Here is a 15,503-nt window from a genome sequence, read left to right as displayed (position 1 = left end):
TTGACAAGAGAACTAGAGAGGAAGTTTAGCCAATACTTAACCCTAAGAAAATAAACTGTAATGGATTGTTATATAAAATATTTATACTAACTCAACGAACAATAAGTGCATGATAAGCCGAGAGAGCAATCGAAAAAATCGTGATTGAACTATCAATAGCAAATTGCCTAATAATCTTTACATAAGGAAAATGGCTGTTATAACTAAATAGTCGAAGACAGAAGTAGTCCAACCCTTTGGTTGCCCGTGGAGTAGCAATGAACGATTCACAAAACACAAACGTAGCAGCATCAATCCTTGCTGAAAAAATCCAAAAATGGACCGGTGATGCCACACAATTTGATACCGAAATCCCAGGACTTAGATTAAGTCGCTGGACAACGCCTACACCACCAACCAGCTACACTCACAACCCAAGCATCTGTCTGATTGCTCAAGGAAAAAAGCGTGTTTTTCTGGGTGATGATAGCTTCACGTATGATGCCAATCATTTCCTGATCTCGTCAGTTGATCTCCCTATCACTGCCAACATAATGAAAGCAAGCGAAGATGAACCCTACCTTGGACTGATAATGGAACTGGATTTACAAGAGATTTCCCAACTCATTGTAGATAGTGAGTTTTCTTTTAAGACCAACAAGGAAGCACAGAAAGGTATTGCTGTAGGAGAACTGTCAGGCTCGCTACAAGATGCGTTTATTCGCCTTATGACTCTACTAGACGAGCCTGATAACATTAAGATCTTGGCTCCGGTAATCAAACGAGAGATTTTTTACCGATTATTAATGACTGAGCAAGGCGCACGATTAAACCAAATCGTGACGACAGGTAGCCATAGTCACCAAATCGCCAAAGCCATTGACTGGCTAAAGAACAACTTTGTCAAACCATTAAGCGTAGGCGACCTTGCAGCGTACAGTGGTATGAGTAAATCTGCTTTTTACACGCATTTCCGTTCAATGACATCGATGACGCCATTACAGTTCCAGAAGAAATTGCGACTCAGTGAAGCGCGTCGATTGATGCTGACAGAAAACTTAGATGCAATGGCAACAACATTTAAAGTTGGATATGAAAGCCCTTCCCAATTTAGCCGCGAATACAGTCGCTTGTTTGGTTTGCCACCTTCGAAAGACATTAAAGCGCTCAAAGAAGCCAACATCTCTTAAATTTGCTTCTACTCAACCCGTTATAAAATAATGAAAAAGTGGGCATATCGCCCACCCCAGATGCTCTCTAAAACGCAAACGGCTAGAAAACACTCGTTAATCGCGGTGTTTGCAGAATCACTTGCTCTAGCTGCTTAAAACATACTTACAACGCTTCAACCAGACCTGCGCCATCTTTAGCTTTGCACACATAAATCGATGCTTTTAAACCTGTCGCAGCTTCATATTTAGCTTCTACCGCCGATTTCACCTTGTCCACCAATGCAGGTGGAACGAGAGATACGATACAGCCACCGAATCCACCACCGGTCATGCGCACACCTCCTTCTTCGCCAATCACCTCTTTCACCATCTCAACTAGGAGGTCGATTTCTTTGACGGTAATTTCGAAATCATCACGCATTGATGCATGAGACTGAGCCATCAGTTCACTCATTCGTTTAATATCATGCGAACGGAGCGCTTTTGCCGCTTCGACTGTGCGATCGTTTTCAGTGATCACGTGACGCGCACGTTTTGCCACCAATTCATCCAACTCAGAGACTTTCTCGTTGAACTGCTCAATGGTGACATCACGCAGAGCTTTAACACCAAAGATTCGTGCCGCTTCTTCACACTGTTCACGACGAGTGTTGTATTCGCTGTCTACCAAGCCACGTTTTTTATTCGAGTTAATGATCACGACTGCCATGTCCTCAGGCATAGAAACAGCTTCTGTTTCCAGACTACGGCAGTCCAATAACATGGCGTGGTTTTCACGGCCTTCTGCCGAAATCATTTGATCCATGATGCCACAGTTACAACCAACAAATTCGTTCTCGGCTTGCTGACCATTTAATGCGATTTCCGCCTGGCTTATTTCCAGGTTGAAGAGCACTTTGAACGTCTGACCAATCACGACTTCCAGTGCCGCTGATGAGCTCAACCCCGCACCTTGAGGAACATTGCCGCTGACAGAGATATCAGCACCGGTAAACTGGTAGCCACGAGCCAGAAGACACTTCACGACACCGCGAATGTAGTTTGCCCACATTTTGTCTTCTTGGAATGTGATTTCTTGAGTGATATCGAATTCATCAACCGCGTTATCGTAATCAACCGATACCACGCGTACCAGGTTGTCTTCACGCTTTGCTGCCGCAACAACCGTTTGATAGTTAATTGCACATGGCAGTACAAAACCATCGTTGTAGTCGGTATGTTCACCAATCAGGTTTACACGACCAGGCGCTTGGATAATATGGCTTGGCGCATAGCCCAACACGCTCTCAAAAGACGCTTTCACATTTTGGATTAAATCAGACATATTGAATTCCTAATCTCATAAATTCTTTTCAATTTCTCTTTAACTGGCAGATAGTCCGAGAAAATTTTGTTAAGCCCTAAATATTTGGAATTGCAGCTAGGCGACAAGTAAATTCAGCCCTATGTGCATAGATTTCCTATGTGATTAGGGCGGCCGGCGATCCGGTGGATTTATGCAGGCAACAACGCTGCGGTTTCAAATATGACGGGGTTACTGTTCTTTGTAGTGCAAATCACTTAGATCACGCAGACGCTGTGCCGCCTGCTCTGCGGTTAAGTCGCGTTGGCTTTCAGCCAGCATTTCGTAACCCACCATAAACTTACGAACTGTCGCGCTACGTAAAAGTGGCGGGTAGAACAATGCGTGAAGCTGCCAATGGTCTACATCTGTGCCTTGTTCAAAGAAAGGGGCGTAGTGCCAACCCATTGAGTAAGGGAAAGAACATTGGAATAGATTGTCATAACGGCTGGTCAGCTTTTTGATAGCTACCGCCAAGTCGTCACGCTGCTCATTACTTAACTCGCTCATACGGCGAATGTGTGTTTTGGGTAGCAGCATGGTTTCGAATGGCCACGCCGCCCAGTAAGGGACAACCGCCAACCAATGCTCGGTTTCAACGACGATACGGGAGCCATCTTTTAGCTCAGCTTGTACGTAATCCACCAGCAGGTTGCTACCGTGTTCCTGGTAGTAAGCCTTTAGGTTTTGCTCTTTACGTTCAATCTCATTTGGTAAAAAACTGTTCGCCCAGATTTGACCATGTGGGTGAGGCTGAGAACAGCCCATAGTTTCACCCTTATTCTCAAACGCTTGGACCCAAATATACTCTTTACCTAGCTCTTCAATTTGCTCGTTCCACGTATCAATCACGCCACGGATTTTGTCTACTGGTAGTTCAGGTAAGGTTTCGCTGTGGTCAGGAGAGAAACAAATCACTCGGCTCAAACCGCGTACACCTTGGGTTTTGAATAGTGGGTTGTCTGATTCTGGCGCATCTGGTGAATCCACCATCAGAGCAGCGAAGTCGTTATTAAACACGTACGTGCCCTGATAATCTGGGTTAGCATCGCCAGAGATACGCTCATTTGTCGGACACAGGAAACACTTCTCATCGTAGCTTGGTAACTCATCAATCGCCGCTTTCTCATCCGCCCCACTCCAAGGACGTTTTGCACGGTGTGGTGAAACTAAAATCCATTGACCCGTTAGTGGGTTGTAACGGCGGTGTGGGTGATCCACTGGGTTAAATTCAACGTTCGACATTTTACTTACTCAACTTATTCTTCTTACTAGTCCGACGCACTGCACCGGATGAAAATTAGTAACCTTGTGGGTTGTTAGATTGCCAATTCCAAGTATCGGCAGTCATTTCAGCAACGCTGCGTGTTGCTTTCCAACCAAGCTCGCGCTCTGCCTTGTCTGTGCTCGCCCAACATTCGGCGATATCACCCGGACGACGCGGGCACAATTCGTAAGGCACAGGTTTACCGCAGGCAGCACCGAAAGCTTCCACCATTTCAAGTACGCTAGAACCTTTACCTGTCCCTAGGTTGTATGTGTGCAAGCCCGCTTTCTGCCCCACAGCTTCCAGTGCCGCAATGTGGCCATCAGCCAGGTCCATTACATGGACGTAATCACGCACACCTGTACCATCCGGCGTTAGGTAGTCGTTACCAAATACGGCGAGCTTTTCACGACGACCAACCGCGACTTGTGCAATAAACGGCATCAAGTTGTTTGGAATGCCTTGCGGGTCTTCGCCCATGCTGCCTGATGGATGCGCGCCAACAGGATTAAAGTAGCGCAGCAAAGTTATGCTCCAATCGCTTTCAGCATTGAACAAATCACTCAAACACGCTTCCACCATGTGTTTACTACTACCGTATGGGTTAGTGGTTGCACCTGTTGGTGAGTCTTCTGTGATCGGAACGATTTCTGGATCGCCGTAGACGGTTGCTGAGGAACTGAATACGATGCTCTTCACACCCGCTTTACGCATACTACGCGCCAACACCAATGAGCCATTGACATTGTTATCGTAATATTCCAATGGCTTGACGACTGACTCACCTACCGCTTTCAGACCTGCAAAGTGAATGACCGCTTGGATATCATGCTCAGCGAATACCGAATCCAAAAACGCTTCATCACGAATATCGCCTTGATAAAAAGTTGGCTGTTTGCCAGTTAGCGCTTCAATACGGCTCAATACTTCTGTTTTGGCGTTACACAAGTTATCGACAATGATGGGCTCCATGCCCGCCTCAATCATCTGAACGCATGTGTGACTGCCGATGTAACCCATACCACCTGTGACAAGTACTCTCACTTTTACTTCTCCGCTGTTGCTGCTTCCTGCTCGTTACCGGACCTGATGCTCACTGAGCCAGCGTTATTCACACCAAGTCGATACGCCCAATTCTTCGCTGATTAAAATTCTATCAACCAAAACCGATTTAGATCCGTGATCAAACTCAAATTAGTGTAAACGTTTCCACAGATAAAAGCACTGTTTAGTCTTAGAAAGAAAAAATCACGCATAATCGAAAAATAGAACGATTATTAAAACCTTAATTGGTCACAGCTCTAAGACAATCAAGAAGCGTCAACTTACATAGTAAATTGTAAATACGCCAAAATTGTAAACGATACCACTTAGTGACAGTTAGCTCTGAATGAGTAATAACTCATGAGTACTAAGAAACAGGAAAAAGATGGGTATGGAGAAGCGAATTGAATTTTCTCCATTAAAAAGGGACCTGAGTCAAACTCAGATCCCTCATTTTTATTCACTTTCTGCTAATCGTATGACTACGCCAGAGAAGACATATCGATAACAAATCTATGCGCTAAATCACCAGAAGCGAGCTGCTTAAATGCATCGTTAATTTCATTCATTTTGATCATTTCGCATTCTGGGTAGATGTCATGATCAGCACAAAAATCCAGAAGTTCTTGCGTTTCAGCGATACCGCCGATCAACGAACCAGCAACGCGACGACGACCAAATACTAGAGGCACGCTCATTAGCTCGTCTAATGGACCAACCTGACCAACAATGACAAGTGATCCGTCTAGATCCAACAATGGCGTGTATAGATTGACATCATGCTTGGTTGGTACTGTATCGATGATGAGATCGAACGAAGAAGCCGCAGCTTGCATTGCCTGCTCGTCTGTTGACGCCAGGATAGCTTTAGCACCCAATGCTTTTGCTTGCTCTTCTTTATTGGTTGTACGGCTAATTACCGTCACTTCAGCACCCATTGCCACAGCAAGCTTCACCGCCATGTGACCTAAACCGCCTAGACCGATCACACCGACTCGCGAACCTTCAGTTACGTTCCAAGTACGTAGTGGTGAGTATGTTGTAATACCTGCACAAAGAATTGGCGCGGTACGAGACATATCCAACGAGTCTGGAACGCTTAATACAAACTCTTCACGAACCACGATGTGTTTAGAGTAACCACCTTGAGTGATTTCACCGGTATGACGATCTGGTGCACCGTAAGTCGGCGTCATGCCATTGCGGCAGTACTGTTCTTCGCTGTCATGGCAGTGGTCGCATTCCTGACAACTGTCCACCATACAACCGACGGCAACTCGGTCACCTACTTTGTATCGAGATGCTTCCGCACCTACCGAGGTAACGATACCAACAATTTCGTGACCAGGAACCAGTGGATATGGTTGAGGTCCCCAATCACCATTAACGGTATGTAAATCTGAGTGGCATACACCACAATAGGTTATTTCAATCGCGACATCATTTGGACGTAACTCTCTGTGTTCGAAATGATATGGTACAAGATCCGTATTTTCTGATTGTGCCGCGTACCCAATTGTTTTCATGTCACAATATCCTTTTATTCTCTATTGCTAATTTAGGATGACTATCAGTCACAAGTCATCACTATCACCTTATACACTTAGAGATCACAGTTCTTGCCCGATAATCTTTTATCCTTGCTCGATAGTAATCACGGGGCTTCAGATTAAGCGAGGCTCAACGGTAATCATTCATATAGTGTCGTCTGCGCACAAAAAGCATAGGGTTGCTATCTATTCACTTAGCCGTGGAATAAAACCTAAAGTCACGAGGTAAATCAGAAAAGAAGCCACCAGTTCCTCTCCCATTCACACACCTTCACAATCTCAGTCAAAGTGATTAGCCGTCGGAAGATATTTATGCCTAAATATAGGAATAATATCCATATCCAAACGTATGCCCCAACCTAAGAGAAAGTGAGAAGTAAATGCAGGAAAAAAAGCCGCAATCTATTGAGCGTAACCCTTGTCCTGAACCAATCAGAATCGGTTTTATTCTCCAACCACATTTTTCTCTTATGGCATTTACTGCTGCCATGGATGCGCTTATTACGGCAAACCTAGTCCATGAAACCAGCTTATTTCAGATTCAAACCTTTGGTATCGATTCGCGTAAAGTATTGAGTGATATAGGCATCGATATCGCAACAGATGCAACGGTTGAGTCGCTAAATCTACACAAAAGAGGCTCACTGGATTGGCTGTTTGTGTGTGGCGGTTATCGTTGCAGTACGCAAGCATCCCAGCCACTAACGGAATGCCTGACCTCTGCCAACAATCAAAAGATCAATCTAGGCAGCATTTGGAATGGGACCGTTGCATTAGCTCATGCGAACGCCATTGAAGAAAATACCGCTTCCGCTGTGCACCCTAACAGTCATCAGTTTATTCATACCACTTTCCCTGCTCTGGAATTATCCTCCCACACGTATGAAGTGTCGGCCAATCGTGCTAGCTGTGCGGGACCAAATAGTGCCATGGAGATGATGCTGAGTATTATTGAGGCAAAATTTGATCAGAAGTTAGTGCGGGCAGTACGCGAGATCTTAAGCTGTGATCAAGCGTCAGAAGGAAGACAAACAATTTTACACAGCCAGCCGAATAAGCCGTCAGTCGATACTCTGGCCCGCCCCGAGGCACTGCAAGATGCCATTGTCCTGATGGAATCAAACATTGAAGAGCCTTTAACGCCCGACGAACTCGCGCGATTTTTATCGATGTCTCGCAGACAGCTAGAACGGCTATTTCAAACCCATCTCGATATCTCGCCATCGAGGTATTATCTGAAGCTACGTTTGTTAGCTGCTCATAAAGAGTTGGAAAAGAATAAAGAACCTATTATTCAGATTGGCTTGAGCTGTGGCTTTGTGAGTAGCAGCCACTTCAGTAACTGTTTTAAAGACTTCTTTGGTTACACCCCGACTCAACTGCGTCAAAATATGAAGAACAAAAACTCAACGCATTCGACACGCTAACCAGTCAAGTTCCAATAAAAAATGGAAGCTAGCAATAAAAAAAGAAGACACAGAGCCCGCTGTGTCTTCTTTGGCTTAGTAAGTGAGTGTCAACACCAAGGACGAGAGATAGAAAATATCAACACTCAATCACATTAACAGCTAAGCCACCTGTTGATGTTTCTTTGTATTTATCCTGCATATCCAGGCCAGTATCGCGCATTGTTTTGATAACTTTATCCAGAGACACAAAGTGCTCTCCGTCTCCACGCAATGCCATTTGAGCTGCATTGATAGCCTTCATTGCAGCGATCGCATTACGTTCGATGCAAGGCACCTGAACAAGTCCGCCGACCGGATCACAGGTCAATCCAAGATTATGCTCTAAGCCGATTTCTGCTGCGTTTTCAATTTGTAGTGGCGTTCCCCCTAGAACGGCACAAACACCCGCAGCAGCCATGGCACAAGCAGAGCCCACTTCACCCTGGCAACCCACTTCCGCACCAGAGATAGACGCATTCTTCTTACAAAGAATACCTATCGCAGCGGCCGTTAGAAGAAAATCAACCACCTGCTCATCAGAACAATTCGGCGTGAATTCTTTGAAGTACATTAATACGGCTGGAATGATGCCCGCCGCGCCGTTTGTCGGTGCCGTTACCATTCGACCACCAGCTGCATTTTCTTCGTTAACGGCTAACGCGTATAAATTGACCCAATCCATGCCGCTAAGTGTGGAGCTAATGACATTCGGGTTGGCACAATAGACAAGCGAGTCGAATAGTTTCTTTGCACGGCGTTTAACGTTTAGCCCGCCTGGTAACACACCCTCAGCACTGAGGCCGTTAGAGATACAAGACTTCATCGCGTACCAGATATTCAGCAATCCGTCTCTGATCTCCTGTTCTGAACGCCAAACCTTTTCATTTTCCAGCATCAGTTCACTGATACTCATTTGGTTTTTCTGGCATAGCTGGAGAAGTTCTTCACCGCTATTGAAATCATACGGTAGCGCGACAGAATCCGCTGCAGAGGTCTCAGACAGCGCTTCTTTCTTATCTAAAATGAAGCCACCGCCCACAGAAAAATAAACGTTTCGGTATAACGTATGACCGGATTCGTCGATGGCGATGAGTTCCATTGCGTTCGGGTGATAAGGATGGACTTCACGCAAGAACTTCATGTCGTTTGACCAGTCAAAAGGGACCAGCTTTTTACTCTTCAGCCATAAGTCACCACCTTGCTTTAATTCCTGTGTGATGACAGGGATCGTTGCCGTATCAACGGTATCCGGTAGCTCTCCCATTAGGCCAACGACAATGGCAGAATCCGTGCCATGGCCAACGCCAGTCGCACTCAAGGAGCCCATTAACTTAACCACGATTCGCTGAGTCGATTCTAAGAAATTTAACTCATCTAACTCATTGGCAAATCGATTGGCGGCAACCATAGGTCCAACAGTATGGGAACTTGATGGCCCAACGCCAATTTTAAACAAATCGAAAACACTGATAGACATCCCTTGCTACTCCTATCAATGGCTTAGAATAATTGTGCGAGTACCGGATAAAAATACCCGTCTCTCAACATGATGTTTTACAGCATTAAACAACGTAATTCGTTCAACATCCTGACCTTTAGCAATCAAATCTTCTGGATAGTGAGCATGCCCTACTTCCTGAAGCCCTTGAGAGATGATCGGACCTTCGTCCAAATCGTTGTTTACGTAGTGAGCCGTTGCACCTACCATCTTCACGCCTTTTTCCCATGCCTGATGGTACGGACGTGCGCCTTTAAAGCCTGGTAACAGGGAGTGATGGATATTGATTGCGCGTCCACTTAAGCGTTCACAAAGCCAAGGAGAAAGAATTTGCATGTAGCGCGCCAGTACGACCAATTCGATGTCGTATTCATCTAACAAGCGAACAATTTCCGCTTCCTGCTCTGGCTTGGTCTCAGGAGTAATCGGCAGATGGTGGTAAGGAATACCGTGCCACTTCGCCAAGTCTTCCAAATCTGGATGGTTTGAGATGATAACCGGCACTTCAACATTTAACTGACCAGTACGATAGCGATAAAGCAAATCGTTCAGACAGTGATCATATTTTGAAACAAGTATAGCCATACGCATGCGTTGACCAGAGGCAGTCAGACTCCACTCCATTGAGAAATCTTTCGCTCTTACACCAAACTCTGAGTCAAATTGCTGCGGATCAAAATCTGGTTCAGCAGGAATAAACTCAATACGAATAAAAAACTGCCCTGTTGCTCTGTCATCAAAAGACTGGATTTCATTGATGTAATGACCAACGCTCGCCAAATAACGCGTAACGACGTCAACAGTGCCGCTTACACTCGGACAATGTGCGGTAAGAATCCAAGTTTGTGTTGAATTTTCCATAGTTCCCTCTACTCATGGTATAGCCGGTACATCCCGTACCGGCTCGATTACAACTTAGCTAGCTCTTTACTTAGCGATTGACAGACCAAACTCTAGGCTTGCATCTTGAATCCACAACCATAGGTAGTCAGAGAAGCTACGGCGAACAACCAACTCGAACTTATCTTCTTCAAGGCGACGAATGATCGCGCCACTTTTCGCAAATACGGTTGACACAACTTTGCCAACTGGGAATTCCTTCAAGTGAACATCAATCGGCGTCGACTTTTTCAGAACATCAACAGCATGAGTACCAGAGAGCTCTAGAATCGTTGAACCGCCGCTACCGTTAACCAGAGAGTAATGACCCTTCATTTGCTCACGAAACGCTGATTCCACGTCAAATGCTGCTAGTCCTGGAACCGTAATCAACCATTCATCCGGCGCTAACCAACGAGCGGCAAAATCGCCTTTCGACGTTGATGTCAACGGTTCAAGTGGTAGTGAGAAGCCAAGAATTGAAAACACTGTTTTGAGCATTTCTTCATTTTCTGGGTTGCATCGTAACGTTAGATGTCCCATCAACTTCACTTCTTTAAGAACCACACCTTGACGATCTGGCGGCATACTTGCCAATTTATCGAACTCTGCATGATGCAAAGGAGATTCACCGAAAATTTCTCCACCAGGAACCTGGTTCATTAGGTCAACCAATGGTTGTTTGTTTTCTTGTTCAATCAATGTTGTATCAGACATTTTGGCGCTCTCCCTTTGGATCCAAAAATACAGTGCTGCAGATTTCAGCTTCAATCACGGTACCGTCTACTTGTGGGTAGTAAACCTTTTCGCCCATGCGGTCCAGACCACCTTTTACAAAGCCCATCGCGATACTGCGATTCAGGTTTGCACTCCAGTAGCTAGACGTAATATGTCCAACCATTGGCACAGGAATCGGCGCATTTGGATCGAGAACACCTTGTGAACCTTCAGGAATAACGACATTCGGGTCGATGGTTTTCAAGCCAACCAGTTGTTTACGGTTTTCTCTTACACAGTCTTCACGTGCCATGCCTCGTTTACCGATAAAGCTGAATGGTTTGCTGTTCGCGACACACCATCCCATACCTAAATCGTAAGGGTGAACACTTCCGTCTGTATCCTGACCTGCGATAATGAAACCTTTTTCTGCACGCAAGATGTGCATAGTTTCAGTACCGTAAGGCGTGATGTCGTATTTCGCACCGTGTTCCATCAACTTCTTCCAAACGTGTAGGCCGTAGTTTGCCTGAACGTTGATTTCGAATGACAGTTCGCCAGTGAAAGAGATACGGAAGATACGCGCTGGTACACCAGCAACCGTAGCTTGTTTCCAGTCCATAAACGCGAAGTTATCTTTGCTTAGGTCGCAATCTGTCAGCTCTTGAAGCAGCTTGCGGCTGTTTGGACCTGAAATTGTTGCTGTCGCCCAGTGATCGGTAACCGAAGTAAAGTACACTTCCAGTTCCGGCCATTCTGTTTGATGGTAAAGCTCAAGCCACTCAAGTACGCGTGCAGCACCGCCAGTTGTGGTAGTCATTAAGAAGTGGTTTTCGCCAAGACATGACGTAACACCATCGTCGAACACCATACCGTCTTCACCACACATCAAACCGTAGCGACATTTACCAACTGGCAGTTTTGCCCAAGCGTTGCTGTAAATACGGCCTAAGAATTCACGCGCGTCTTTACCTTGAATATCGATCTTACCAAGTGTTGATGCGTCCAGAATGCCGACAGAGTTACGTACTGCGAGACACTCACGGTCGAGAGCTTGTTGCATGGTCTCTGCCGCTTTAGGGAAGTACCATGGACGTTTCCATTGACCAACATCTTCAAACAATGCGCCATTGTCTAAGTGCCACTGATGCATTGCGGTGTAACGTTTAGGGTCAAACAACTCTTTACAGTTACGTCCCGCAATCGCGCCAAAGGTAACCGGCGTGTAGTTTGGACGGAAAATCGTCGTACCTGTTTCTGGAATTGACTTGTTCAGCGCGTTAGCGGCGATAGCCATACCGTTAATGTTACCTAGCTTACCTTGGTCAGTACCAAAGCCCATCGCTGTGTAACGTTTAACGTGTTCGATTGACTCAAAACCTTCACGACATGCCAGTTCAATACCAGCGGCTGTTACATCGTTTTGGAAATCCACAAACTGTTTCGGTGCTTTCGACGTCTTTTTAGGGTGCGGAATATGGAACAATGCCATTGGTTTCGCGACTGGTAACTCATTAGTCTTTGGAAGCGTAACATCCACTGCACTCAGACCTAGTTCTTGAATCGCTTTATTACCCGCTTCAATACCCTCTTGCATCGCACCTTTAGTGGTGAAATTGCCGTTAATCGCACCTGCAATCAATTGCTTCTGTTTTGTTTCACCTGGAACAAAACCGATAACTTCTTCGTTCCATACTGGACGGCTGCCTGTGTGACAAGATAGGTGCACTGCAGGGCTGTAGCCTCCAGATGTTGCAACCGTATCTACTTGTATTGTCTCGCTTGAGCCTTCAACTTTCTTACCGCTCGCATCGAGTTTATTAATACGTACCCCAGTCACACGTTTGCTTCCCAGTGCTTCAACAACCGCAGAGCCTTTGATGACACGGATTCCCGCTTTAATCACGCTCTGGATGATTGCACTGTCCGCATTTGCTCGGGTATCAACAACCGCTTTAACTTTACGACCTGCGCTATGCCAATCCAATGCTGTCTGGTAGCCACTGTCGCTCGTCGTCATAACCACAAGGCTTTGACCTGGTACCACTGAGTAGCGGTTGATGTATGTAGATACTGCGCTACAAAGCATGCTGCCTGGTAAATCGTTGTTACCAAATACAAGTGGACGCTCGTGAGAGCCTGATGCCAATACCACCCATTTCGCGCGAACACGATGCAAACGCTGACGAGCGGTATGCTTAGGCGCTAAATCAGTAAGGTGATCAGTACAGCGCTCGTGGATAGTTAAGAAGTTATGGTCATGGTAGCCGTTCACAGTTGAGCGAGGTAGTAACTTCACTTCCGGACATGCTTCCAGCTCAGCCAGAACCTCTTGCACCCACTGAGTCGCTGGTCGGTTATCTACTTGTTCTTTCGTGTTAAGTAGGTTGCCGCCCATCTCACTTTGTTCGTCTGCAAGAATTACGCGAGCACCGCTGCGTGCTGCTGTTAATGCAGCCATTAGACCTGCAGGGCCAGCACCAACGACTAAAACGTCGCAGTGTTGGTTGATGTTTTCGTAACGGTCAGGGTCGTTCTCTAGTGGTGAGCGACCTAATCCCGCAGCGCTACGAATGTATTTTTCGTAGGTTTCCCACATTGATTTTGGGTACATGAAGGTTTTGTAGTAAAAGCCTGGAGGCATCATGCCGCCGCCGACTTTACCTAAAACGCCCATTACATCTTTATCAACATTCGGCCAGCCATTGGTTGACTGACAAACAAGACCATCGTAAAGCTCTTGCTGAGTCGCACGAATGTTAGGAACCTGCGTCGCTTCTGTCGCACCAAGCTGGAAGATTGCATTTGGCTCTTCTGCACCTGCTGCGATGATGCCGCGAGGACGACTGTATTTAAAACTACGGCCAACAACATCAACACCATTTGCCAATAGCGCTGAAGCCAGTGTGTCACCCGCGTAGCCTGGGTACGACTTACCATTGAATTCAAAATTGATTGACTTCGACTGGTCAACTCGACTTTGTGATGAAATACGATTTACTTGTGTCATCCTTAACACTCCTTACTCTGCAGCCAGTGAAGGTTGCTCTCCAATCTTGTAGACTTCTTTAATTTCGTAAGTCTGTGTATCACGCGTCATATTGAAAAACTTGCGACACCCCGCTGAGTGCACCCACATTTCGTGGTGAAGGCCTCTTGGGTTCTTACGGAAGAATAGGTATTGGCCCCATTCTTCATCTGTGCAGCTGTCCGCATCGACTGGACGTGTAATGTGAGCTTGACCTTTTGGGTGGAACTCTTCTTCTTCGCGATACTCACAGCAGTGAGGGCAATAAATCAGAAACATAATTCTTCTCCTGTTAGTGCGCTACGCCCGCAGCACCGTGTTCGTCGATCAATGCACCATTGTTGAAGCGGAACATTGAGAAAGGTTTAGCCAGTTCATGCATTTCGCCTTTAGCCAAGCTGGCTGCGAATACGTTGCCTGACCCTGGAGTCGCTTTAAATCCACCCGTACCCCAACCACAGTTGAAGAATAAGTTTTCAACCGGTGTTTTGGTCATGATTGGACAAGCGTCCGCTGTTGTATCAACAATGCCACCCCACTGACGGTTCATGCGTACACGGGAGAAGATAGGGAACATTTCAACAATCGCTTGTACGGTATGCTCAATTGTCGAGTAAGAACCGCGCTGACCGTAACCGTTGTAGCCATCGATACCAGCACCGATAACTAAGTCACCCTTATCGGATTGGCTGACGTAACCGTGTACGTGGTTCGACATCACAACGGTGTCTAAAATTGGTTTAATCGGCTCTGATACAAGTGCCTGCAATGGGTGCGATTCTAATGGCATTTCGAAGCCAGCCATTTTCGCTAGCACGCCTGAGTTACCTGCAACCACACAACCTACTTTATCAGCCATGATGTTGCCGTAACGGTTCGTTTTCACACCAACAATCGCGCCATCTTCGATGATCATGTCGACCACTTCAGTTTGCTGAATCAGATCAACACCCATGCTGTCTGCACCGCGAGCAAAGCCCCATGCAACGGCATCGTGACGCGCAACACCAGCGTTTGCCTGCCATGACGCACCAAGGATTGGGTAACGAGTGTTCTCAGAACAATCCATATGCGGAACGAGTTCTTTAACCTGTTGAGTATCAAGTACTTCACCTTGGATACCGTTCAGACGGTTTGCTGCAACACGACGTTCGATATCGCGCATGTCTTGCAGCGTGTGTCCCAGGTTGAGACAGCCACGACGAGAGAACATCACGTTGTAGTTCAGGTCTTGTGATAAGCCATCCCATAATTTCAGCGAGTGTTCATATAGAAATGCAGCTTCATCCCACAAGTAGTTAGAACGAACGATGGTTGTATTACGCGCGGTATTACCACCACCTAAATAACCTTTTTCAATGACAGCAACGTTAGTAATGCCATGTTCTTTTGCCAAGTAGTAAGCGGTCGCTAATCCATGACCACCGCCACCAATAATAATGACGTCATACTTTTTCTTAGGCGTAGGATTGCGCCAGACACTTTGCCAATTTTCGTGATGGGAAAGAGAGTGTTTAAGTAGACCAAAACCTGAATAATGCTGCATTTGTCTATTCCTTCATTTCAGCTAAAGTCAAAT

The 15,503-nt window shown here is 46.1% G+C and carries 12 protein-coding genes; 2 read left to right on the top strand and 10 right to left on the bottom strand.

Translation table 11 applies throughout. The features are described from left to right. Positions 1-257: 257 nt before the first annotated feature. A complete protein-coding gene (locus tag VER99_RS21105; RefSeq protein WP_020335213.1) occupies positions 258-1,169 on the top strand; it encodes an AraC family transcriptional regulator in 912 nt (303 codons plus the stop codon). Between the two features lie 145 nt (positions 1,170-1,314). On the opposite strand, the gene galK is transcribed toward VER99_RS21105, so the two are convergent. From galK to VER99_RS21085, 4 genes are all read right to left on the bottom strand, one after another. Next, complete coding sequence (gene galK, locus VER99_RS21100; protein ID WP_020335214.1) at positions 1,315-2,475, bottom strand: galactokinase; 1,161 nt, start codon at positions 2,473-2,475, stop codon at positions 1,315-1,317. A 210-nt stretch (positions 2,476-2,685) separates the two neighbouring features. Next, positions 2,686-3,738, bottom strand: a complete 1,053-nt coding sequence (locus VER99_RS21095) for a UDP-glucose--hexose-1-phosphate uridylyltransferase (protein WP_020335215.1) — start codon at positions 3,736-3,738, stop codon at positions 2,686-2,688. A 55-nt stretch (positions 3,739-3,793) separates the two neighbouring features. Beyond that, positions 3,794-4,804: a UDP-glucose 4-epimerase GalE gene (gene galE / locus VER99_RS21090; RefSeq protein WP_024372884.1), complete on the bottom strand. Its 1,011-nt coding sequence runs from the start codon at positions 4,802-4,804 to the stop codon at positions 3,794-3,796. A 482-nt stretch (positions 4,805-5,286) separates the two neighbouring features. Beyond that, positions 5,287-6,330, bottom strand: coding sequence for an NAD(P)-dependent alcohol dehydrogenase (locus VER99_RS21085; protein WP_020335219.1), 1,044 nt, complete (start codon positions 6,328-6,330; stop codon positions 5,287-5,289). Positions 6,331-6,734: 404 nt separating this feature from the next. Between VER99_RS21085 and VER99_RS21080 the strand changes: the two genes are divergently transcribed. Further along, positions 6,735-7,781, top strand: coding sequence for a GlxA family transcriptional regulator (locus VER99_RS21080; protein WP_014234556.1), 1,047 nt, complete (start codon positions 6,735-6,737; stop codon positions 7,779-7,781). A 118-nt stretch (positions 7,782-7,899) separates the two neighbouring features. On the opposite strand, the gene VER99_RS21075 is transcribed toward VER99_RS21080, so the two are convergent. The 6 genes from VER99_RS21075 to VER99_RS21050 form a co-directional block, all read right to left on the bottom strand. Beyond that, entirely contained in the window at positions 7,900-9,279 is a 1,380-nt protein-coding gene (locus VER99_RS21075) for an L-serine ammonia-lyase (RefSeq protein ID WP_020335220.1), read from the bottom strand. Positions 9,280-9,294: 15 nt separating this feature from the next. After that, the gene (gene purU / locus VER99_RS21070; protein ID WP_020335221.1) at positions 9,295-10,161 is read right to left on the bottom strand and encodes a formyltetrahydrofolate deformylase; all 867 of its coding nucleotides are present in this window, start codon (positions 10,159-10,161) and stop codon (positions 9,295-9,297) included. Positions 10,162-10,227: 66 nt separating this feature from the next. Next, complete coding sequence (locus VER99_RS21065; protein WP_020335222.1) at positions 10,228-10,896, bottom strand: sarcosine oxidase subunit gamma; 669 nt, start codon at positions 10,894-10,896, stop codon at positions 10,228-10,230. Continuing rightward, positions 10,889-13,906: a sarcosine oxidase subunit alpha gene (locus VER99_RS21060; protein WP_020335223.1), complete on the bottom strand. Its 3,018-nt coding sequence runs from the start codon at positions 13,904-13,906 to the stop codon at positions 10,889-10,891. The genes VER99_RS21065 and VER99_RS21060 overlap by 8 nt, the downstream gene beginning before the upstream one ends. Positions 13,907-13,918: 12 nt before the next feature. Beyond that, a complete protein-coding gene (locus tag VER99_RS21055) occupies positions 13,919-14,203 on the bottom strand; it encodes a sarcosine oxidase subunit delta (protein WP_014234561.1) in 285 nt (94 codons plus the stop codon). Between the two features lie 13 nt (positions 14,204-14,216). Beyond that, the gene (locus VER99_RS21050) at positions 14,217-15,470 is read right to left on the bottom strand and encodes a sarcosine oxidase subunit beta family protein (protein WP_014234562.1); all 1,254 of its coding nucleotides are present in this window, start codon (positions 15,468-15,470) and stop codon (positions 14,217-14,219) included. Positions 15,471-15,503 lie beyond the last annotated feature (33 nt).

This window comes from Vibrio natriegens NBRC 15636 = ATCC 14048 = DSM 759, from assembly GCF_035621455.1.
Lineage (GTDB): Bacteria > Pseudomonadota > Gammaproteobacteria > Enterobacterales > Vibrionaceae > Vibrio > Vibrio natriegens.
The sequence above is the reverse complement of the archived record's forward strand: the minus strand, read 5'-3'. Positions and strand labels throughout refer to the sequence as shown.